The organism is Wolbachia endosymbiont (group B) of Chorthippus parallelus, assembly GCF_947251815.1.
Lineage (GTDB): Bacteria > Pseudomonadota > Alphaproteobacteria > Rickettsiales > Anaplasmataceae > Wolbachia.
Genome location: NZ_OX366390.1, coordinates 347337 through 370924, shown reverse-complemented (window position 1 = coordinate 370924; position 23588 = coordinate 347337). Strand labels below are relative to the sequence as shown.

Genomic DNA, 23588 nt, shown 5'->3' with positions numbered 1-23588 from the left:
ACTTAGTATATCATAATCTACTGTTATGTATTGATATATGAAAACTTTTTTCTTAAAAGAGAAACAAGTCGATAAAAAATGGCTTGTTATAGATGCAGAAGGATTAGTAGTAGGAAGGCTTGCAGCGTTTGTAGCAGCGCTATTGCGTGGAAAGCATAAGCCTGAATACACACCTCATATGGATTGTGGAGATAATGTAATTATTGTTAATGCAGAAAAGATACATTTTACCGGAAAGAAACTTAAAGATAAAATCTACTATAGGCATACAGGTTATTCTGGTGGTTTAAAGAAAACTACTCCAGATAATATTTTAAATGGCAAATTCCCTGAGCGTGTGATAAAAATGGCAGTAAAAAGAATGCTTGATGATGGTCCTATGGCACGTAGACGGTTTGAAAATTTGTATGTTTATTCTGGTTCAGAACATAAGCATCAAGGACAGCAACCTGAAAAAATAGATTTTGCCTCTTTAAATCGTAAAAATAAGAAATAATGGAGCAAAAAGTGAAAATAAATAATAATGATCAGCCAAAAAAGGCAATGATTGACTCACTTGGTCGTTCATATGCCACAGGTCGAAGGAAAGAATCTGTAGCAAGAGTATGGATAAAGCCAGGAAGTGGAAAATTTAGTGTTAATAAAAAAGATGATTTAATTTCTTATTTTAAAAGAGAATCAGTGTGTCAAATGATTAAAGCGCCATTCATAGTAACTTCTATGTTAGATAGGTATGATGTGTTTGCAACTGTAAAAGGTGGAGGACTATCTGGCCAAGCAGGTGCCTTAGCTCATGGAATAAGCAGAGCTTTAAGTAGTATAAGTCAAGATCTACACTCTATATTACGTAAAGGTGGATTCCTAACTAGAGATTCACGTGTTGTTGAGCGTAAGAAATATGGTCAACATAAAGCTCGAAAAAAATGTCAGTTTTCTAAGAGATAATTGTTTTATAATGGTATTTTTTTGTAAATGTTATACAAGTTCTTACAAGGGTTTATGACATTTTCTCTTTTTATGACGAATTTAGTTGACTATTAGCATTAGCATAATATGCTGTTTATGTAATTTTTCAATATTAAGGTAATTTATGAGTAAAGAAGATATAGTAAACCAACTGAGTAAAGAGTGCTCTAGTCAAGGTATAGATATAACAAAAGCTAGTTTAGGTAAGATTCATGATATTTTTATGGAAACAATCAAGAACGATCTAATTTGTCAGGGTGAAATACGTTTGCATGGAATAGGGACATTCTCTACTGCTATAAGTAAGGAAAGACAATGCCGCAATCCTCAAAATGGTGAGATTATGACTGTTCCTGAAAAGAAAAAGGTAAAGTTTAAAGCAAGTCAAACTCTTTTAAGTACTTTAAATGACAAAGAGAAAGTATCAGCTATTTAGATATAGTCATTTTCATCTTTTTAGTTACACTGTGTAAACCATGAAATATAGCCTCACTGATTAAAGAATGGCCTATATTAAGAGCTGAGATGTGAGGTATCTCTTTTATTCTTTTAGCATGTTTATAATTTATGCCATGCCCTGCGTGGCACTCTATTCCTAGCTTATTAATGTATTCTGCAGAGTTAGTAATAAGTTTTAATTTTTCTTCTGATGGATTATCACAGTAATTCCCCGTGTGAATTTCTATTATGTCAGGCTTTCTTTCTAGCTTCTCAAGATATTTTAGTTGATTAATATTTGGATCGATAAACAGTGAGACTTTTATGTCAAAGCTGTGCATTTCCTCTATTATACCAGAAAGTTTACTGTGCATATTCACGATATCCAAGCCACCTTCGGTTGTTAATTCTTCTCTTTTTTCTGGTACTATACAAATCGAGTAGGGTTTTACTTCTTTTGCTATTTTGAGCATTTCTTCCGTAGCTGCAATTTCAAGGTTCAACTCAGTGCTAATGTTTTGTTTTAGATTGAATACATCCTCATCTCTGATATGCCTTCTGTCTTCTCGTAAGTGTACAGTGATAAAATCTGCTCCAGCATCAATAGCTATTCTTGCTGCTTTTAATGGATCTGGATAAGAAGCTCCACGTGCGTTGCGAAGGGTTGCAACGTGATCAATATTAACGCCCAATTTCACAATTTACCTCAAAAATTATTTATAAATTATACATATTATTAGATCTTATGCATGTCATTGTTTAATGCCATAGCTGAAAGACGGAGCTAGCAGTTATACCAATTCTCATTGTTGGCAAGTCAAATAAGAAACATTCAAAATTGTTTGATTGTGGAAGTGGAAAGAGAAGTAATAAATTTGCGTACACTTGCCCTTTTTTACAGTTAATCTAGTTTATAGAACTACTCGTGGTAATCCAAACAAGATTTTTTCTCATAATCAGGTTATAGTAAACGGGGAAAATTTTTCGCATCTAAAAAATTTTAGATTTAGGATTGAAATTAATAAGTGGAGTGATTATGTAGTTCATGTATTAGTAAAAGGAGGTACAACATGAGTAATATAGTTCATTTAAATAAAAACAATAACCGTGATAATTTTAGTGTAAGAGGGTTACAAAGAGCCGTTGATGACATATTTGATAGCTTCTTTACAGGATGGAACCCAGAGCTTTCTAGAAGAGGCAGTAGCCTACTACCAGTTTGTGACCTTTATGAAACAAAGGAAAGCTATTGCCTATCATTAGAGTTACCAGGTATTCCTAAAGAAAGCATAGACATTAGTATATCTGGCGATAACTTAATAGTGAAGGGTGAAAAAACATGTGATAATGAATCAAAAGATAAGCAGTTTTACCACAAAGAAAGGTACTATGGTTCTTTCTATAGATCTATTCAACTTCCAACAAATGTAGAGCAAGATAAGGTATCTGCCAACTTTTTAGATGGGGTATTGCATGTAACCATACCTAAATCAGAGAAACACATCAAGAAAATTGATGTAAAGTAACCAGTAAGTAATAGCAGGCTTCTGACCTTGAGGCTTGCTATTTTAATATCTGTTCAGCAAAGTGGCAAAATAAGATAGACAGATAAGACAATCATAAAAATAAATGTTGTCATTCCAGCACTTGATGCTGGAATCTAGTAAAAAAAGAATGGATCCCAGTGTCTGGGCACTGGGATGACACTCATTTAGTTGTCTTTTCTCGTCTACCTTATTTTACCACTTTGCTGAACAGATATATAAAATATTAACTTAGCAATACAAAAAATTATCTATAGATTAGACACACCATTAGATCTTATGCATAGTCATTTTTTAATTCCATAGCTGAGACGGAGCCTGCTCCCCTTATCATGAAACTGAAGTCTATATGGTACCACAGTATAATGATATAATAAAATATGAAAAAAATACCAATAAAAAAAGGCAAAAAAAGGCCGTATTAACTTTAACAATTTAAAATGATTTAATGTGAAAACCATAGGCGCCAATTGTTTTTTTAACTTAAAAATAAAAGTCAAGTATCAGGAATTCTAGACATAAACCCTCCTATATGAATAAAGAGCTAGCAAAAATAAACTTATATATTTTTTGCTGAAATTTGATTATTTGGTGAAAAAACCTGCAGGTGAAGATAGATTTTGGATCCTAAAAGACCTTCATTTTCCACTATAATGAAGCCACCAGAGTCTGTCAAGTAATTTTTTATTTAAATTTGTTGCAATCTTTTTATACATTCATCTTTCCCAAGAATTACCATGATATCGATGATTCCAGGCGCATCCATTACTCCTGTTATAGGGGCGCGTAATGAGTGGTATACATCGCTCATTTTCATATTATATAACTTCGAAAATTCCTTGATTTTAGCAGATAAAAAATTCTTATTCCAATCTTCACTACCTACACTCGAAAGAAATGATACAAGTAACTTAATTATATCGAGGTTAGATTTGATAATTTGTTGAGCTTCTTCACTAAAATCAACTTGAATATAAAATTTTGCTAAATCCAATAATTCGGTCAGATAGTTTGCTCTTTTTTTCAGCTCTGTCAGTCCCTGCAGTAAATAGCCCTTTTTTTTGTCAGTTAGAGTATTTTCTCTAAGCATTAGAGTCAGAATATCTTCATTGCTCATATTACTAATATAGTGGTTATTCAAATGCTCCAGTTTTTTGAAATCGAGCCGTGCAGGTGAACGACCGATATTTTCCAAATTAAACCACCCTATTGCTTGCTCATCGCTAATAATCTCATCGTTGCCATGACTCCAGCCAAGTCTTAGCAAGTAATTACGCATTGCCTGTGGCAATATTCCCATCTTTTCATAATCGCAAACACTTGTAGCACCATGTCTTTTAGATAACTTATTCCCGTCTTCTCCATGAATTAGCGGTACATGTGCAAAGCGTGGGACATCAAAATCAAGAGCCTGATATATTAGTAATTGTTTGAAGGTATTAGTGAGATGATCAGAGCCACGTATAATATCGGTTATTCCGGCATCATGGTCATCAACCACTACAGCAAAAATATATGTTGGAGTATTGTCAGAGCGCAAGATTATTATGTCATCAAGCTGATCGCTACTTATTGTAACTTGGCCGTATATTTTATCGTCAACAACAATATCTTCTGAGTCTGGCACTTTGAAACGGACAACAGGGTTTGCGCTTGATGTCGAATGAGTACACTTATGCTTATATATTTTTCCTTCTTCTCTTGCTCTTGCCTTCTTTTCTGCAACTTCATCTTCAGGGCAGTAACAGTGATACGCCCTACCCTTTTCAACTAAAAGATTTGCAACTTCAATATGTCTAGCTATTCTTCTCGATTGGTATATTATTTCTCCATCATAGTTTATTCCAAGCCATTTTAGCCCATCCATTATTGCATCAATTGCTTCTTGTGTTGAACGTTTTCTGTCAGTGTCTTCAATCCTTAGCAAAAACTCCCCACCATGACGCTGCGCATAGAGCCAATTAAATAACGCAGTACGAGCTCCTCCAATATGTAAAAATCCTGTTGGTGATGGAGCGAATCTAGTGACTATACCTGGCATATTTGTCTATTGTGATAACGTAACCGATGATAACTAAAATTTGTACTTGCAACAACGTGGAACTATAGTAAATTTGAAAGATCAATTTACATTTATTTTTAACAAACTGCATTGTATAATTTAATATTAGTGAATGCAGTGAGGTGTATATATGGATAATTTATTTGAAATTGCAAGAGGAGTTGTAACAAAAGAGGATGAAAATAAATTTATTGAAGCTTGCAAGAAAAGAGTTGCTTGTGTAGCTAAGCATAGAATTGATGAAAATGGAAACCCATTTCATATAGCAGCAAGTAAAGGGTTTCTATTATCTGCGTTACAGGGGATCATAAAGTATTTAGAAAAAGATACTGAGAGCAAAGTCAAGAAAGCAAAAGAAGCTAAAGATTGGGAAAAAGTAAAAAGATTAGAAAAGGAATTTAAGAATAACAAGAAATATATTAAGGAAGCACTCCTCGATAAAAGCTATATTAAGGATAATAAGGCAGTATCACCTCTTTACTTCTTGGATCCTTCAGAGCAGAAGGAAGTTAAGCAAATTGCAGATATAAAATGTGGCTTTATATGTAATAAGAAGTTTCATATATGCTTATATATAGTAGGAGCTATAGTGTGTGCTACCGCTATGTGTGTATCTTTGTATCTTCTATTTTCGGCTTCTCAATCTCTTGCATTGGCTTCAATAGCAACAATAGCTTCTGGAGGATCTTCATATCTGTTATTTAAGGCATGTAATGAAGTATATGGCCTCTATAACGAAAGTACTATAGTGACAGATCCTGATGTTATGCAACTTTTAGATAGTGGTTTAGCCCCAGTGTGAAGTATTTGCAGGTAGTAATATAGAAATTTACTTTCTTAACTTAAGAAAGTATACTGATAAGATGATAAGAAAGAAGTATAGTAAGATTTTAGTAGCGAACAGAGGGGAGATTACCTGCAGGATAATCAAAACTGCGCACAAGATGGGCATATCTTGTGTGTCTGTGTACTCAGATGCAGATGCAAATTCTGTGCATGTAAAGCAAGCAGATGAGTCAAGGCACATTGGCCCTTCGCCTGCTTATCTTAGTTACTTAAATATCGAAAAAATATGCGAAGTAGCAGTTGAAACAGGTGCCGAGGCGGTTCATCCTGGCTATGGGTTTTTAGCAGAAAATCCAGATTTTCCCCGTGCTCTGGAAAAACATAACATAGATTTCATTGGTCCAAGTGCAGAAACAATAGAAGTTACAGCCAATAAAATAACAGCAAAAGAAGAGGCAAGAAAAGCTGGAGTAAATGTAGTGCCAGGATATATGGGTAAGATCGAAGATGCTGCCCACGCAGCCATCGTTGCTGAAGAGATTGGTTTTCCCGTTATGCTCAAAGCTGCATCAGGTGGTGGTGGCAAAGGAATGCGAATTGTATATTCCAAAAAAGAAATTGAACTAGCATTTACATCAGCAACAAATGAAGCAGAGAAAAGTTTTAAAGATGGTAGTATTTTCATAGAAAAATATATAGAGCTGCCAAGACACATTGAAATACAAATCATAGCAGATAAATATGGCAATATAGTGTGTCTTGGAGAGAGGGAATGCTCGATACAAAGGAATAACCAGAAAATAATGGAAGAAACTCCAAGTCCATTTATTAGTGAAGAAGTAAGACAAAAAATGTATGCCCAATGTGTTTCTCTGGCAAAGCAAGTTGGTTATTTTTCAGCAGGTACTGTCGAGTTTGTTGTAGATAAAGACCAAAACTTCTATTTTCTTGAGGTAAATACGAGATTACAAGTTGAGCATCCAGTAACAGAATTTATAACTGGAATAGACATAGTAGAAGAAATGATTAGAACTTCCTGTGGAGAAAAATTGAGATTCAATCAGGATGATATTAAACTTACTGGTTCTGCAATAGAAAGCAGAATTTGCGCTGAAGATCCATCAAAGAAATTTTTCCCTTCCAGCGGAAGAATAAAATATTACGATAAACCGGATGAAAATAATTATGTAAGAATAGATGATGGAGTAGCTAGCGGTTCAGAAATCAGCATGTTCTACGACTCAATGATTGCAAAAATTATAACCTATGGAAAAGATAGAATAGAGGCGATCAGCAGAATGCAAAAAGCTTTGTCTGAGTGCTATATAGGGGAAGTAATAAACAACATAGAATTTCTAGAATCCATCTTCCATCATCCAAACTTTATTGCAGCAAAACTCCACACAAGATTCATTCCAGACCATTATCCCAGTGGGTTTCAAGGCGATTTTATCACAGAGGAATATATTAAAATATTTATCTTTACTGCACTGTATATTCACTTAGAAAATGAGGGAAAGTATTACAGTAAGTCAATAGATGAAGCATTCATAGTGAAAATAGACGATAATGAGTACTCCGTAAATGCAAAATATCAAGATAACACATTAACAACAGTATATAACCACAATAAATACTCCGTGGTAGGTAAGTGGAAACCAAGTTACAGGTTGTTATATATAACAATTAATGATGATACCAATATAGCACTTAAAATAGAAAGGCAAGGCAGCAAATACTTTATAAGACACGCAGGTATGAAAGCTAAATGTTGTGTATTGAAACCTCATGTAGCTAAACTAAGCAAATTAATGCTAAACAACAAAACAGAAGGGATTTCAGTAGACACTGTGAAATCTCCAATATCTGGTTTATTGGTTAAATTACATGTAAATGCTGGAGATCATGTAGAAATAGGACAACCCCTGTTTGTTATAGAGGCAATGAAAATGGAAAACATTATATGTGCCGAATCAGAAATGGTGATAAAAAATATCCCTGTTAAAGAGGGGAAAAATGTACAGGCTGGTGATTTGGTATTAGATCTGGCTTCTTAAATAACATAAGCAGTATAAACTTGACCCAAATAAGATAAATGAAAACATTTGATGAGCTATAGCAATGGCCATTGGTATATGCAGCAACAAAGTTACTACTCCTAAAACTATCTGAATGATGACGGAAAGTAGCATAATATATGCTGGTTTTACACTAGCATTTTTTATTGTGAGTATTGCTGTCAGAACTAATATCAGCAATGCCAATGCCCGGTGTATGAATTGCACTGTTACTCTATTTTCAAAGATATTTAGCCAAGCAGGCTGTAAGTAAAATAAATCTTCCGGAACAATTTGTCCATCCATTAGTGGAAAGGTATTGTAAATTAAACCAGCATTTAGCCCTGCAACAAATGCACCGAAGATTATTTGTACTGTCACTAGGATTAAAATTATCCATATGTAACATGTACTAACCTTAAGTTTAGTTTGCCTTGGTTTGATTTGGTAATCAAAAAATTGATACGACAATAATGCAAAGATAACCAACGCAAGCAGTAAGTGAAGTGCAAGCTTATAGTGACTAACATGAGGATTAGATACCAAACCGCTTTTTACCATATACCAACCAGCAAAAGCTTGTAAAATTCCAAATAATAGTGCTGTAGATAACCTTATTACTGCATTTTTAGGTATTCTTTTTTTTAGTGTAAAGTATATAAATGGTAAGATAAAAACTAAACCTGTCAGCCTTGCAATTAGTCTATGCACGTATTCTATTAAGTATATGGTGCGGAATTCTTCCATACTCATACCATAGTTAAATGCTTTATATTCAGGTGTAGCTTCATATTTTACTTTTTCTTTAATCCAGTCTTGTTCACTAAGCGGTGGCAATGTTCCGGTAATTGGTTTCCATTCCGTGATTGACAATCCTGCTTTTGAAAGTCTGGTAAATCCACCAATCCCCACCATGCAAATCACCATGAAAGAGCAGAGAAAAAGCCAAATAGCTACAGGTTTTGCTTCCATAAGCCATGCTGAGTTTTGTTCCATTGCTGAGGATGAATAACAAATTCCCACAAAGCGAGAAAAGCTGCAACGCTATGTAGTAGACTATAAACGGGAAAAAATATTGATATTATATAAAAATAAAAAGGCATTTTTTGCTGTTTGATAGCTATTATCAAAAAAATCAAGTTAATAACGTATACTACTATAAAATAATATAAAAATAATCCACTTAAAACTTGAGTTAGTATCAATGAAAGCAACAAAAAAGGAGTCATAAAAAACATCAAAGCTGAGGAACCAACAAAAAGGTTTAATAGCAAAATTCCTTTGAGTCCAGTGTGCTTAAAAAGTAATTTTATATTTTTTAAGTGAACAATGTAAGTTTGCATATAACCTTTAATCCAGCGTGCTCTTTGTTTGATCCAAGCAAACACAGTAGTTGGTGATTCTTCCAATGTTTCTGAATCAATAATCCTGGTTTTATATCCCATTTGCGCAAGTCTCAAACCAAGGTCAGCGTCTTCAGTGACATTGTAAGCATCCCAAAAAAGCACTTTCTTTAAAATTTCCACTGAAAAATGGTTACTGCTACCACCCAAAGGTATTGGCATGTTCATTTTTTGAAATCCAGGCAAAAAATATTGAAACCAGTTCATATACTCGAGAGAAAAGAATTTTGTAAGAAAATTGCAACCAAAGTTATAGTAATTTAATTTCGCCTGTACACAAGCCAACTTTTCGTCGCCCTTATTAAATTCAATTAGTGCTTTTTTTAACTGCAACGGATCTGGCTTGTCATCTGCATCATATATTACCACATACTTTCCTCTAGCAAAGCTCATAGCATAATTGCATGACTTAGCTTTTGTTCTAGGCAGAGAATGAGGCACTTTTATTACTTCAAAATACTGTGGTAAAGTGCATTTTTCTATAGCTGCCAACATTTCTTGATCATCGCTCTCTATCACAAGCTTTACATCTAATTTTGATTTTGGATAATCCAAACTTTCAATGCTCTTAATCAATTGCTTTATAACCGCATTCTCTTTAAAAGCAGGCAATAAAATAGTATATATAGGTTCATTCATCTTATCATAATCTGCTTTTTGGTTAGAAATTTTACGCAAGCCAAAAATTTTAGTTACAAATTTGAATAAAGAACTAGAACATCCGATTATAAATATCAACACCAAAGCAAAATATGCATATTTTTTTGTCAGTGTTAAAGTCGAAATCATAACAAAGAAAGAGGAAAAAAAGATTGAACTGAGCCTAATGCTTTTAGCTGAAAAATTAGGATTCTTATAATATAAGTAGTTACTTGCGAATTCTGAAATACCAAAGTGTGAGTTAAGAAGATTTAAAATCTGTTTGCTATCTACTTTTATCAATACATATTCAATACCGTAATGAGATTCGACCCAAAGGTTGATATCTTGGCTTATGTCTTCAACCATAAAAAAAGTAGTATCATTTAATTTTTGCCAAGGAATTATATTAAACCTATAGTAGAAAAGTTTCTCTTGTTCTTTGCATAAACTAGAATCAAATTTAATTTTTTCTACATTATCAGTTTGAAGTACAGGCATTAAACTTAATGCAACTTTTTGCTCAAGTCACGTGAAAACGAAGATATAACCTCACTACTACGCTTATCATCTTTACGTTCATGCATTATTTTTTTTACAGCATCAGCAGCTATACTCGCTGTGTTAGCTTGTAAATCCCCAAGAGCTTTTTCAACTTGGTCAGTAACTTTCTTCAAATTAGAATGGGAATTTTCATCTAACGTTTGATCGAGTTGCTGTCTATTATGCTTAATAATACTATTAGCCTTATCAAGTGCTTCATTCATCATTTTGTTAACTTCTGCATCTAATTTTTTGTATTTTTCAGAAGATTTTTTGTAATACTCCAACATATCTTTTCTGAATTTTTCAGTTTCTTCACTTGAAAACTTGCTTTTGTTACGTTTATTGTTAAGCGCGTTTTTTATTACCTTCCTTAGCAATTTATATGAGAGGATAAAACCTACTAAAAAAGCAAGGCTTATAACTAGTAATGTAGACATAAAAACCCTAAAATTCTTTGGATACCAAATCAGCAACAAATTCCTCTTCAATCTCAGAATTAGTTAACTTAGTATAGTAAATCAAAGCAATACTAGTAGCCATTTGTTTTAATTCACTAATATACTTAGATTTAAATTGTACTACCTTTTCTTCAACAAGTTTAATCATCTTCTTGTCTTCCTCTTCCAATATATCCTTAACATTCGCTCTCATTTCTTCTACTTGAGCAAATGCATCATCTATGATTTTTTTTGCCCGTACTCTAGCTTGATTTAAAGCTGCATTATACTTGGCAATTTGCTCTTCTGTAAGTCTTAAAAGGTGAATAGAACTATTAAATGAATCTAACACTTCTTTACTTCTAGTGCTTATTATTTCATCTAACTTCGGTAAAAACAAACAACTCACTACAAAAAAAAGTGAAGAGAAAAAAATTAAAAACCAAAAAATTTGAGAAGAGAAAGTTGAAATATCAAGCTGTGGCATCTGTTAAGCAGCAAATATTAATAACATTGCAAGTACAAACGCAAGCAACCCCATGATTTCAACCATGGCAGCACCAATATAAACGTAACTTTTCATTTTACCTTCTGACTCAGGATTTCTCGCAATCCCATTTAACATAGCAGAGAAGATATTAGCTATACCTAAACCAGCACCGAGCATTCCAAATACAGCCAAACCAATTGCTATAAATTTTAAAGCCACTAAATCCATATATTACCTTTAACTATTTCTTTATAATATAATTGTAAAATATTCTGCAAGGAAGTCAATTACTTTACTGCATCTGACAAATATACACATGTTAATATAGTAAATATATAAGCTTGCAAAACTGCAACAAATACTTCAAATCCTATTAGTGCAATTATAAACAAAAAAGGTGCAGGTGTAAAAAATATGTTCATATTTATGACGAATCCTGCTATCACTTTGATGATTGTATGACCCGCAATCATATTTGCTGCAAGCCTTATTGATAAACTAATCGGTCTTACTAAATAAGCAAATAATTTAATAATGATGATTATAGGTGCAAGCCACGAAGGAGTTCCTTTTGGTAGCAATATGCGTAAAAATTCTACTCCTCTTTCTTTAAACCCAACAATCGTTATATAAGTAAAAACCACCATTGATAAAGCGAAGGTAACTATCACATGACTTGTAACTGTGAAACTATAAGGAAGAACACCAACTAAATTACACGATAAAATGAAAATAAATACTGTAAATATCAAAGGAATGTGCTCCAAACCTTTGCTTCCAGTGTTACTTTCTATTATTGAAACAACAAAATCATATACATATTCAACTGCAGCTTGCAAATATCCTGGTATTACTGCACCTTTTCTTATTCCAAGGAGCAAAAACAGTACCATTAATATCACCGAGATCATCATAAAAAGAGATGAGTTGGTAAAGTTTATGTCATACCCAAATAATTTTGGTAGTTCTATTATTGTATATACTTTAAATTGTTCTAGCGGATTTAACGCCATTTTGACCCTGTATACTTAAACTGCAGCAGTAAATAAAGTATAAATTTTATAGAATAAAGTCAAGAATTAATATAAGGAGCTCTGTATTATTATAGCATTAACATATTAACAAAATATACAATTAAAATGCAAATTATAGTCAGCTACCAATCTTATTCTAAATTCTTGACTTAACATCTTATTTTAACTATAATTTAATTTTAATATGAGGCAATTATGAACGAAATAGATTTTACTAATCCACCTTTAAATTTAGAACAGGAATGTGGTAACGGGTACATCAAGTTTACAGATTATTCTTCTAACTCAGACACTGGTCTTTTCCACATGGCAGGTGAAATGCTAAATGAAAGCCATGATGTTATAGGAAATTTCACTGGTGATGCTTACATTTATAATTTCCATATAGATGATCACAATATGAACATTCAACTCTGCATGGAAATGGACTGCAAAGGTGATATAAAGAAAATTCTTTCTTTGTAGAAAGAGTAGGCTTCTCTGTTGTTTCTTGCAATATAGAAGCCACTTATTACAACAAACTTTAAAAACATCACATTTTACATTACAATGAATTTTTGTTTCTTGTTAGATAGATGAAACTCACATTATCTTGGTTATTAGAGTACTTAGAAACCAATGCTAGTTTAGAGGAAATTACTGATAAATTAACTCACATAGGGTTGGAAGTAGAGAATGTGATCGACAATTCCAGATTGGCCGGGTTTGTTGTTGCAGAAGTATTAGAAGTCGCACCTCATCCAAATGCTGATAAATTAAAATTATGTAAAGTAAATGATGGAAGTAAAGTTCTGCAGATAGTCTGCGGAGCAAAAAATGTTAAAGAAGGCATGAAGACTGTACTTGCATCTCTTGGTAGCACATTGCCAGAAAGTGATTTCACTATTAAGTCTATGAAAATACGAGGAGTGCTAAGTGAAGGGATGCTCTGCTCTGCTCTCGAACTTGCGATAACTCAAGAGGAAAGTGAAGGAATAATTGAGCTTTCTGCCGATTATAAAATAGGGGACAAATTTTTCAATTGTGATTCTGTGATTGATATAAATGTTACTCCAAACCGTGGGGATTGCTTAGGCGTCTACGGAATAGCACGTGATCTAGCAGCAACTGGAATTGGGATACTCAAGACTTTAAGCGTTCCACAACTTGCCTGCTCTATAAATTCACCAGTAAACGTCAAAGTTACTGACGGGGAGAGCTTTATTAGTGGAATATACATTGCCAATGTAAAAAATAAAGAAAGCCCAAAGTGGCTAAAAGATAAATTGCAATCGATAGGAATGCGCTCCATTTCTGCAATAGTTGATATTACTAATTACATTATGATATCTTTCGGGCGCCCGATGCACGCGTATGATGCAAAAAAAATAGAAGGAGAGCTCATAGTACGCAAAGCAAATGACGAAGAAAAATTTATTGGTTTAAATGATAAAGAGTACTTATTAAACAAAGACATAAGCGTTATTTCTGATAATAAAAATGTTCATGCAATTGCTGGAATTATGGGCAGTAAGTACAGTGAATGCTCTCTTGAGACTACTGATATCTTTTTAGAGTCTGCTTGGTTTGACCCCATCTCTATCACTAAATCTTCAAGGCAGCTCAGCATCTCCACAGACTCAAGTTACAGGTTTGCACGCTCAGTTGATCATGGATTCATTCTTGATGGGCTGAATCTTGTAGCCCAGGTGATTTTGGAGTTATGTGGTGGAGAAATCTCAAGCGTAGTGTCTGCTGGCAATCTGAATAAGGCTGATACCAAGATAAATTTTGATTATCAGAATGCAAACAAACTTGGAAGTGTATCTGCATCACCTAATGAGCTATTCGATATTTTAACAAAGCTAGGGTTTAGTATCGATAAAAAAACCGAAGGTAATTGGAATATACAAGTACCAAGCTGGAGACCGGACGTAACCATACCTGCTGACTTAGTTGAAGAGGCAGTAAGAATATACGGCTATGATAAAATAAAGGAAGAGCAACTAGCAGAAGACGTTACAGTAGAAGAAGAGACACAAGATGATTTGCGCATTTTAATGACAAGCAGAGGGTTTCATGAAGTGATAACTTGGTCTTTTATGAGTGAATCAATAGCTGAAAAGTTTGGTTACTTGAATAAGTTATTCATTATCGATAATCCATTTAATAATAACTTCAATATAATGAGGCCAAGTGTCATACCAAATTTGTTGCAAGTCACTGTAGATAATATTGCTCACGGGATATCTGATCTCGCAATTTTTGAAATTGGACCAATTTATAATGGTGAGGCTCAGTCTAAGTACGTTTTAAGTGGAATTAGATCAGGAAATAATTCGCCGAAAAACCACTATAACACTGATAGAAAAATAGATATTTTTGACGCAAAGGCTGACCTCATAACAGCTTTGGAACTTTTTAATGTCAATTGTGATAATTTAGCAATAGAAAGAGCAGAAAAAGAATATTATCACCCAGGAAAATCAGGCTCCTTATCTTTTAGAAGTAAAATAGTTGGTTATTTTGGAGAATTGCATCCGAGTATATTGGATTTTTTTAACATCAAACAAAAAATTGTAGGCTTTGAGTTGATATTAGAAAATATCGAAAATTTACCTATAAGTAGAAAAAAATTTATCGATTATAAATATCAAAGTGTAAAACGCGACTTTGCATTTATTGTAAATAAAGATGTAGCAGCAGGCAGTATAATCAATATGGTGAAAAAAAGCTCAGAGCTCATCACAGAAGTTTTGATATTCGATGTATACCATGGAAATAACATAGAGCCGAATAAGATGTCTATAGCATTGTCAGTTACTTTCTGCTCTCCAACTCACACTTTAACTGAAGAGGAAATCCAAAAAGAATCAAATATGATAGTCAACTTAGTGTGTGAAAATACTGAAGGAACTTTGAGAGCTCATCATTAAGCCGTAATCGCCGTTTCCTGATTTTGCTGTGTCACGTTTACTTTATCCAATTTATTCCCTATCTTGAATTCAATATCCTTGAAAAACCTATCCCACATTCCATGCAAATGCTCTTCTCCTTTAGGCCAGACATCATTTTTAAATGTCGTTCCATCATCAGAAAATAAATTGCCTAAAAAGCCTCCAACTCCTTCATAACTTGATTGAAAATGTTGAAGAAATGTTTCTACTTCCTTATGAGTATCATGCGCCACACTCAACGCTTTTCCCTCTGCGCTCTTATCCCCATGCATTGCAACAGCAAAACCTGTTTTAATATATCCCAAACCTGTCTTAACAGCTTTCATAGGCTGGAGCCATGAACTCTTATCGCTTTTTGGTACATTATTTACTATATTTTCCACCAATCTGTTTATTAAAGGAGACAGTAAATCTTGACAAAAGTGTTTGATACTATTTTTTATTTTAATAATAGGAGTTTTTATGCACTTTTCTGCCAAGTAGTACTCAAGTTCCGTTTTCTCTAATAACTTCTTAATTGCTTCTTCGTCAAAAGTTTCATGCTCTAACGCTTTCAGTAAATCATCTTCTATTATTGCAAATTTTATTTTTTCACGAGATTCTAGTTCTTCTCTATAATCATTTTTTGTTTTTTCATTTATCAATAATCCTTCTTTTTCTAATTCTAATTGTTTTAGTACTTTTAGAATTTCTTGGTTATTTTTAAAGTGCTTCTCTATTAATTTTGTATTTGGATGCTCTTCTTTTTCCTTTCGCTCACCTTCTAAATCTTTGTTTAAATTCTCATTTTCTTCTATTTCTTCCTTTAACGATATACGTTGCTCTAAGCATTTTGCAATTTTCACTCGGTACGCATTAATCCTCTGTACTAAATCCGGCTCCTCTTCCTCTATTCGCTCACCTTCTAAATCTTTGTTTAAATTCTCATTTTCTTCTATTTCTTCCTTTAACGATATACGTTGCTCTAAGCATTTTGCAATTTCTGTTCGATGTGTATTAATACTTTCTATTAGCTCCAGCTCATCTTCTTTTAATAGGTCACATAATCCTTTCATAGACTTTGCTTGACCTCTAAATAAATTTAGCATTTTACATTTCGTTATTTCTAAATACACCTTTTCTACAAAATCATTCACTTCATCTAAAGCTTCTTCACTTAAAGAAGCTTTTATCTTCTTTTCTAAATTTACAAACTGCTCCTCTATCAGGCTTAATATACCTAATCGGCTTAACTTATCTTTGGCTTTTCTCATTACTGATTTTACTAGCCTTTGCTTAACCTCTTGATTATCATACTCGAACTTAAAAAGACCTTCTAATCTCCTTCTTAAATTATCCTCCGCTAAGCTATTCTTTTTTATAATCTCGTATATTTCTTTCAATTTTTCATGTCTCTCACCTTCTCCTACTTCTTTTAAAAGATCTCCTGATTTCCTTTCTAAAACACCATATGTTGAACCATTCCCTTTTATATTCTCATATATTTCTTTCAATTTTTCGTATATCCCATTTGGTTCCTCCTCTTCTAAAAAATCTTCTAATTTCTTTTCTAAATCATCGTTTATGAAGTTATTTTTTTCTTCATCATATACTTCTTTCAATTTTTCGCGTACTCTAATATATCTTTTTTGTCCTTCTTTTTCTAAACACTCAATCTCTATTTTAGCATTATCTAGAGCTTTCTTTGTTTCTTGAGGGTACATATCTTCATAAGTATTAATTATTGTCCTTTCAGCTATTTTCCCTTCTTTTATAAGCTGTTTCCATTTTGCTTTAAATACAGGAAATTCACTATCTTCTAAGATATCTGGTACTTTTGCTCCTGCTTCTCTCAGATCTTTTATTATCATCTCTTTCTCATTTGGTAATTCCTTACCTTGACTCTCCAACTCTTGTTTCACTAACATATCTCTTAGCGCATCTTCTAATGAAAAATCTTTTTTTCTTTTTTGTGCAAATTTAATTGCTTGTATAAAAGCAACTTGATAAGCATTTTCTATTAAGTGAGTTGTCAATTGATGGCCTATACTATCTACAACTTTCAGCCTGAATTCTTTCAACAATTCCTTCAGTTTATCATATGTAATCTCTTTCTTTTCTAGCTTCATCAGCTCTTCCATAGTTCTTGCGCATTCTTGAATCGAAGTTGCAAGCACATTCTTGATTTCACTATGTAAGGGCTTAAGACCATTTTTTAAATTGATGTTAGTTGACAATTTTAGTATGGTATTATCCTCTGAATCTCGTGTCACATTAAACCACTTATTATCTTCATTCTCGCATAAATCTTTAAGTAATTGTTTAAATTGTGGTGGAAATTTTACTTTCATATCCCATGCAATATTTGGCTCAGAAACTTCCTTTTCACAAAAAGACACCTCAATATTTTGATGCTTATTAGAATACTGCCCCATACTTATTTTAAGAGCAGCAACTAAAGAGTGAGATAAATCTCTATTTAAAAGATAAAAAGTAGCCAAAGCAACTGTTGCAGGAACGATTAAGGCTACAAGTACAGTTACATTAACAAAAATTGCTATTGCAGCAAGAGCTCCGTATGCCAATCTTTTTGGTACACCGGTTTCACTCTTTTTTGTCTTATCTTCCCCTACACCTTCTTGTGTCTTGCTATTTGCTTTAAATCTACTGTATATAACTAACCCCAGTGCAGTAAAAGCAATATAAGGGAGCATTAAAACTGACAGAGCTAAATTTAATACTTTCTTCTCTGGGCAAGCTCTGTTTATCTCTTTCAATATTTCGCTTGACATATTATACCAGGAGGTAAAAAAGTCAGAATTATAACCTTTATAATGAAATATACTGAGTGGGATATTAAAATCAGTTAACCAATCCTGCTTACTTACAGCATCAAAAAACTCTTCTTCCTCTTCTGAATTAGCAAGACCTAAATCATTCCCTTCTTCTACATTAGAAACATCTTCCATAGCATCAAAAAACTCTTCTTCCTCTTCCAAAGCAACATTGGAAATAGATTCTACTTTACCTAAACCATCACTATTGTTATTTAAATCAATAACTTCTCTATGACCATCTGCAACAACTTGATTCATATCACCACCCTACTTAAAGTAATTTAAGTATAGCATAAACATTACTAACTTTGCAACTTTATTAACTTAATACCAACTGTCAAACCTTGGTATTCCTTAAAATAGAAATCGGCCTCGATCTCTTTATTAGTGTCCAAAGATAAGGCAAGGGTCTGCTCTTTTATATATTTATTCCATGCAGTTATTGCTTCCTTAATTTTTTCATCTTCTGTTTTTATTGTTACTCTAATTCTATCTGATATATCGAAATCAGCTTGTTTTCTAGTTTCTTGAATAAGCCTCACAACATCTCTTGCGAGTCCTTCTAGAATTAGTTCGTCATTGAGCTCAGTAGTCAGAACAACAATCCCTTTATTGTTATCAAATACAGAAGAATATTCACTGTTTGCTTTTAACAATAGTTCATATTCACCTGTTTCTATAGTATAGTTCTCTGTTTCATCCCCCAGAAATATTTGCTCATTCTCAACTTGCTTCCACTTTCCTTCCTTAACGTATTGAACTAGTTTCTTGATTTTGTCTGGAACTTTTCTTCCAAGCACAGGAAAATTTAATTTTAACTCTAGTGATGCAACCTCTTTCAATTCACTTACTATTTCTAGTTCTTTTACATTCACCTCATCTCTTACCATCTCTTGATATTCATCTTCAAGAAAATTGCAGGAAGACTTATGATAAATAGTCATGCTACCAAGTGGCTGCCTTATACGTATGTTAAACATGTTTCTAATAGAGAGTGCAGCATTACATATTTCCCTTACCAAATCCATCTTGGCAATGAGTTCACTATTATATCTATCTAATTGTGGAAAATCAGCCAAATGAACAGATGTTTCTTTATACTTCAGCCCCTGCCATATAGTCTCTGTTATAAGTGGCAACAAAGGAGCTGCAGCCCGTAGTATGTAATAAAAAACTGTGTACAGAACATTATAAGCGTCGGTTTTATCTTGATCTAAGTCACTTTTCCAAAAACGCTCGCGACTGCGACGAATATACCAATTATTTAGCACTTCAAAAAAATCTGTCAAGATTTTGCAAGCTTCCTGAGAGTTATAGTTGTTCATAGAAGCTCGCATACCTTCCACAGCTTCAAAACATTTTGAAATCATGTAGCGATCAATAGTACTTTGATAATCTTGACAAATCTCAGCTTTAATTCCATCTGCATTTGCATACATAGTAAAAAAGTGATAACTGTTCCAAATAGGTTTTATTACGTTTTTTAGAACATCACGCACTAAATTTCCTTCTTTGTCGAGTAGTAAATTACCACCGCAGACAATGGAACCAGACAGCATAAGAAAACGCAGCGCATCAGAACCATATTTGTCAAACACTTCCATTGGGTCCGCATAATTATTCAGACGTTTGGATAATTTCTGCCCTTTTACATCCAAAACAACGCCGTGGCATATGCAGTTCTTAAATGGCTCACTATCAAATAAAGCAGTGGAAAGTACAAAAAGCGTATAGAACCATCCTCTTGTTTGTGCTATATACTCGGTGATAAAATCTGCAGGAAAATTACTCTCAAACCACTCCTTATTTTCAAACGGATAGTGAACTTGCGCAAATGGCATTGAGCCAGATTCAAACCAACAGTCAAATACATCAGGTACACGACGCATAACTGATTTTCCTGTTGGATCATCAGGATTTGGTCTCGTCAAAGTATCGATAAACGGTCTGTGCAAGTCATCTATCTTAACATTAAAGTCTCGCTCTAGTTCTGCTATTGAGCCATACACATCCACTCTTGGATATTTTGCATCGTCTGATTTCCACACAGGAATTGGAGTACCCCAGAATCGATTGCGTGAAATAGACCAGTCGTGCGCTCCTTCAAGCCATTTTCCAAATTGACCATCTCTTATATGATTTGGCATCCAATTAACTCTCTTATTTAGCTCTGTCATTCTTCCCTTAAACTTTGTCACAGCAACATACCAAGAAGGCATAGTGCGGTAGATTAAAGGAGTGTCAGTTCTCCAGCAGTGTGGATAATTGTGAATATATTGCTCAGTTTTCAACCAGCTCCCCTGCCTTTTTAATTTCTTGATTACTGTATCATTGGCATCAAAAACATGAACTCCTGCCAAATCTGAAACTTCAGCAGTAAACTTTCCAGCGTTATCAATTGGACAAACAGCCCGAATATCATGGCTTTGGCAAAGGTAAAAATCTTCTTCACCAAATCCAGGAGCAGTGTGCACAACACCAGTACCATCTTCTCCTGTAACATAATCAGCAATGAAAACACGGAACGCATTCTTTGTATCTTTAAAGTAATCAAACAGTGGTTTATAGGAAAGACCTGCAAGATCACTCGCTTTAAGTTTTGTATTACAGTTTTCATATTGAATATTGCTTTGTTCACAGTGGCTGACAAATTTCTCTAAATAACTTTCAGCAAAGATGCAGACTTCACCATTTACTAACACCATACAATACTCAATACCCTCCCCTACTGCCAGTGCGAGGTTGCTTGGCAACGTCCAAGGGGTTGTAGTCCAAGCAAGCAACTTACATTTTTGTTTAAATTGCTTTGGGTTTTCTAAAAGTTCAAAAGCAACAGTTACAGCTTTGCTAATTTTTTCTCTATATGCATTATCAAGCCTTGTTTCAAAATTAGAGAGTGGAGTTTCGCACGCCCAGCTATAGGGAACAACGCGTATTGATTCATACACCAGACCTTTATCATAAAGCTGCTTAAATGCCCACATGACCGATTCCATGAATGACTTATCCATAGTCTTATAGTCATTGTGAAAATCTACCCATCTTGCTTGTCTATTTACATACTTCTCCCATTCTGATGAAAATTTCATCACAGAAGTACGGCAATGATTATTGAATTTTTCAATGCCAAATTTCTCTATCTCAGTTCTACCAGATATTCTAAGTTCCTTTTCCGCGCCCATCTCAGCCGGTAGCCCATGGCAATCCCAACCAAATCTGCGTTCAACCCTTTTTTGCAGCATAGTTTGATATCTTGCAAATGCATCTTTTATAAAACCAGTAAGCAAGTGTCCGTAATGCGGAAGTCCATTTGCAAACGGAGGCCCATCATAAAATACAAAACAATGATCCTTGGAACGTTTCTCGACTGACTGCTCAAAAATTTTATTTTCCTGCCAAAATTTTATGATTTCCTTTTCTAGCAATGAAAAATCAGGACTGCTGCTTGTATCAGGATAATACTTCATATTCATTTTAACTGGATAAAATCAAAGAATATAGAGCTTTCTGGAAAATTACAAATTCAAAAACTCTGTTTCTATAAACATTGATAGGTGTTGACATTATTATACAGCATATTAATAAATCAGACTTATTTACTTAAGTTAAAGATGAATAAAGACAATAACAGTTGGCCTTATCAGAAATTTCACGATGCTAACAAAAATAATAGTAAAAGCAGCGTTATTTGGAGATCGCTTTCTTATGAATATAATAATTCTGGAAAGGTTGAAAAAGTACACTATCAGTGGGAAAAGAAAAAAAATCCCGCAAATCTATTATATCAAGTCTCATATGATTGCGTAACAGAGAGTTGTAGTCCTTTAAGGATTAAATCTAGATAGCTTATAAACTTATAAAAACACACAAAGTGCTTCTACATGAGACCATGGGAGCACTTTTCTCTAATTAGGCAGCGCATCCCAACAAACTATTTTGCCGAGCTTCCAATATCCTTACATTTACTATTTTATCTTTGTATTTATCGTCAGGATCATCAACGCATACTGATTGCATGTATGGGCTTTTACCAATAATTTGATTTTGGTGTTTACCTTTTTTATCACTGAATAGAACAGGAATAGTTTTTCCTATCATACTCTGATTAAATTCAAGTTGTTGCTTGCTAATTAATTCCTGTAAACGAAGAAGACGCTCTGTTTTAACCTCTTCTGGTACTTGATCTTTTCTTTCCGCCCCTGGCGTTCCTGGCCTTGGGCTATATTTAAAACTATAAGCCTGAGCGTACTTTACTTTTTCTACTAACTTCATAGTTTCCTCAAAATCTTTTTCAGTTTCTCCAGGAAAACCAACAATAAAATCAGAAGAAAATTCGATTTCAGGTTTCAATTTGCGCAATCTGTCTATTATTCCCAAATATTCCTCTGCCGTGTGTTTTCTATTCATTGCATGCAATATTTTATTCGAACCTGACTGCACAGGTAGGTGAACAAACGGCATGAGTTTTGGCTCTTCCGCATGCACCAAGTAGAGAGATTCGTGCATATCTCTTGGATGAGAAGTTGTGTAGCGGATTCTTTCTAGCTTTTCAATTTTAGCAATGTGACTAATTAATTTTCCTAAATCCCACACCTCTCCTTCGCACTCTCCATGATAAGCATTGACGTTCTGACCAAGTAAAGTAATTTCCTTTGCTCCGTTTTTAACCAAATTCAATGCTTCACGAAATATTTCATTTACTGGTCGTGAGTACTCAGCCCCGCGAGTGTAAGGCACCACACAAAACGTACAAAATTTATCACAACCTTCTTGTATAGCAAGAAACGCAGAAGACCCTTGATTATTGCCATAACATTCATCCGGCAATTTATCAAACTTTGCAACTTCTGGAAAATCAGTATTTATTATATGACCTTTACTTCTACTTGCTTTGACTATCAACTCCGGTAAAGCAGGAATACTCTGCGGACCAACAACAATATCAACAAAAGGAGCCCTTCTGAACACTTCTTCTCCCTCTGCTTGCGCTACACATCCAGCCACCACTATAGTAATTTCCTTATTTTTTTGTGATGAATGAATCCTTCCAAGCTCTGAATAAAGTTTTTCTGCTGCCTTCTCTCTAATATGACAAGTATTTAATATCACCAAATCAGCTTGTTCTGCATTACTCACAACACTGAACCCTAGAGGCTTAACTATATTCTCCATTAAAACAGAGTCATAAACGTTCATCTGACAGCCGTAAGTTTTAATGTATAGGCCTTTCATATTAAAATTCTTCATATAAATCCTAGCAAATTATATGAAAAACTGGATTCCAGTACAACAGCCAATAAAGATTGCTTGACAAACCTTCTCGCTTTCCTTACTCTAACAGTAGGGGTATTTTAAGAGCTCAAAAATCTATCTCAGTCTGCAGACTTTCCAGTCAATTTCTCAATAAAAAGTGTAGCGTATCTTCTTCGGTTTA

Annotated in this window: 20 protein-coding genes; 9 read left to right on the top strand and 11 right to left on the bottom strand. The window is 33.9% G+C overall.

Translation table 11 applies throughout. The annotated features are described in order from the left end of the window. Positions 1–37: 37 nt before the first annotated feature. The 3 genes from rplM (at position 38) to OPS21_RS01690 (ending at position 1402) form a co-directional block, all read left to right on the top strand. The gene (rplM, locus tag OPS21_RS01700; protein WP_265027678.1) at positions 38–496 is read left to right on the top strand and encodes a 50S ribosomal protein L13; all 459 of its coding nucleotides are present in this window, start codon (positions 38–40) and stop codon (positions 494–496) included. Then, the gene (gene rpsI / locus OPS21_RS01695) at positions 496–945 is read left to right on the top strand and encodes a 30S ribosomal protein S9 (RefSeq protein WP_010402504.1); all 450 of its coding nucleotides are present in this window, start codon (positions 496–498) and stop codon (positions 943–945) included. The genes rplM and rpsI overlap by 1 nt, the downstream gene beginning before the upstream one ends. A gap of 145 nt (positions 946–1090) precedes the next feature. Next, positions 1091–1402, top strand: a complete 312-nt coding sequence (locus OPS21_RS01690; protein WP_264336228.1) for an HU family DNA-binding protein — start codon at positions 1091–1093, stop codon at positions 1400–1402. Here the strand turns inward: OPS21_RS01690 and OPS21_RS01685 are convergent. Next, positions 1395–2102, bottom strand: coding sequence for a pyridoxine 5'-phosphate synthase (locus OPS21_RS01685; RefSeq protein ID WP_264336229.1), 708 nt, complete (start codon positions 2100–2102; stop codon positions 1395–1397). The genes OPS21_RS01690 and OPS21_RS01685 overlap by 8 nt on opposite strands. A 372-nt stretch (positions 2103–2474) precedes the next feature. Here OPS21_RS01685 and OPS21_RS01680 point away from each other — a divergent pair, with 372 nt between their 5' ends. Further along, on the top strand, positions 2475–2930 hold the full coding sequence (locus OPS21_RS01680; RefSeq protein WP_264336230.1) for an Hsp20/alpha crystallin family protein: 456 nt from the start codon (positions 2475–2477) through the stop codon (positions 2928–2930). Positions 2931–3636: 706 nt separating this feature from the next. Here the strand turns inward: OPS21_RS01680 and gltX are convergent. Next, a complete protein-coding gene (gene gltX / locus OPS21_RS01675) occupies positions 3637–4989 on the bottom strand; it encodes a glutamate--tRNA ligase (protein ID WP_264336231.1) in 1353 nt (450 codons plus the stop codon). A 151-nt stretch (positions 4990–5140) separates the two neighbouring features. On the opposite strand from gltX, the gene OPS21_RS01670 reads away from it, so the two are divergent. Together OPS21_RS01670 and OPS21_RS01665 are read left to right on the top strand one after the other, a co-directional pair. Next, positions 5141–5812: an ankyrin repeat domain-containing protein gene (locus tag OPS21_RS01670; RefSeq protein ID WP_264336232.1), complete on the top strand. Its 672-nt coding sequence runs from the start codon at positions 5141–5143 to the stop codon at positions 5810–5812. Between the two features lie 61 nt (positions 5813–5873). Further along, complete coding sequence (locus tag OPS21_RS01665; protein WP_264336233.1) at positions 5874–7853, top strand: ATP-binding protein; 1980 nt, start codon at positions 5874–5876, stop codon at positions 7851–7853. Here the strand turns inward: OPS21_RS01665 and OPS21_RS01660 are convergent. From OPS21_RS01660 to OPS21_RS01635, 6 genes are read right to left on the bottom strand one after another with little or no spacing between them, the layout of a single operon-like run. Further along, a complete protein-coding gene (locus OPS21_RS01660; RefSeq protein ID WP_264336234.1) occupies positions 7836–8825 on the bottom strand; it encodes a COX15/CtaA family protein in 990 nt (329 codons plus the stop codon). The genes OPS21_RS01665 and OPS21_RS01660 overlap by 18 nt on opposite strands. Beyond that, a complete protein-coding gene (locus OPS21_RS01655; protein ID WP_264336235.1) occupies positions 8807–10396 on the bottom strand; it encodes a glycosyltransferase family 2 protein in 1590 nt (529 codons plus the stop codon). Before OPS21_RS01655 ends, OPS21_RS01660 begins: the two co-directional genes overlap by 19 nt. A 5-nt stretch (positions 10397–10401) precedes the next feature. Next, on the bottom strand, positions 10402–10878 hold the full coding sequence (locus OPS21_RS01650; RefSeq protein ID WP_010402542.1) for a F0F1 ATP synthase subunit B family protein: 477 nt from the start codon (positions 10876–10878) through the stop codon (positions 10402–10404). 7 nt (positions 10879–10885) lie between these two features. Next, positions 10886–11365, bottom strand: a complete 480-nt coding sequence (locus OPS21_RS01645) for a F0F1 ATP synthase subunit B family protein (RefSeq protein ID WP_010402544.1) — start codon at positions 11363–11365, stop codon at positions 10886–10888. A 3-nt stretch (positions 11366–11368) separates the two neighbouring features. Then, the gene (locus tag OPS21_RS01640) at positions 11369–11596 is read right to left on the bottom strand and encodes a F0F1 ATP synthase subunit C (RefSeq protein WP_006014985.1); all 228 of its coding nucleotides are present in this window, start codon (positions 11594–11596) and stop codon (positions 11369–11371) included. 59 nt (positions 11597–11655) lie between these two features. Beyond that, positions 11656–12381 carry a F0F1 ATP synthase subunit A gene (locus OPS21_RS01635; RefSeq protein WP_007302047.1) on the bottom strand — a complete coding sequence of 242 codons (726 nt, stop codon included), beginning with the start codon at positions 12379–12381 and terminating at the stop codon, positions 11656–11658. Positions 12382–12597: 216 nt separating this feature from the next. Between OPS21_RS01635 and OPS21_RS01630 the strand changes: the two genes are divergently transcribed. Beyond that, positions 12598–12867 (top strand): hypothetical protein, encoded by a 270-nt coding sequence (locus tag OPS21_RS01630; RefSeq protein ID WP_010402566.1) that lies wholly within the window; start codon positions 12598–12600, stop codon positions 12865–12867. Between the two features lie 110 nt (positions 12868–12977). Beyond that, on the top strand, positions 12978–15317 hold the full coding sequence (gene pheT, locus OPS21_RS01625) for a phenylalanine--tRNA ligase subunit beta (RefSeq protein WP_264336236.1): 2340 nt from the start codon (positions 12978–12980) through the stop codon (positions 15315–15317). On the opposite strand, the gene OPS21_RS01620 is transcribed toward pheT, so the two are convergent. Next, entirely contained in the window at positions 15314–18412 is a 3099-nt protein-coding gene (locus tag OPS21_RS01620; protein WP_264336237.1) for a hypothetical protein, read from the bottom strand. The genes pheT and OPS21_RS01620 overlap by 4 nt on opposite strands. Before the next feature lie 44 nt (positions 18413–18456). Further along, positions 18457–21627: an isoleucine--tRNA ligase gene (gene ileS / locus OPS21_RS01615; RefSeq protein ID WP_264336238.1), complete on the bottom strand. Its 3171-nt coding sequence runs from the start codon at positions 21625–21627 to the stop codon at positions 18457–18459. A gap of 138 nt (positions 21628–21765) precedes the next feature. On the opposite strand from ileS, the gene OPS21_RS01610 reads away from it, so the two are divergent. Beyond that, positions 21766–21999 (top strand): hypothetical protein, encoded by a 234-nt coding sequence (locus OPS21_RS01610; protein ID WP_010402600.1) that lies wholly within the window; start codon positions 21766–21768, stop codon positions 21997–21999. Between the two features lie 64 nt (positions 22000–22063). Here OPS21_RS01610 and miaB read toward each other — a convergent pair whose 3' ends face one another. Then, the gene (miaB, locus tag OPS21_RS01605; protein ID WP_264336779.1) at positions 22064–23386 is read right to left on the bottom strand and encodes a tRNA (N6-isopentenyl adenosine(37)-C2)-methylthiotransferase MiaB; all 1323 of its coding nucleotides are present in this window, start codon (positions 23384–23386) and stop codon (positions 22064–22066) included. Positions 23387–23588 lie beyond the last annotated feature (202 nt).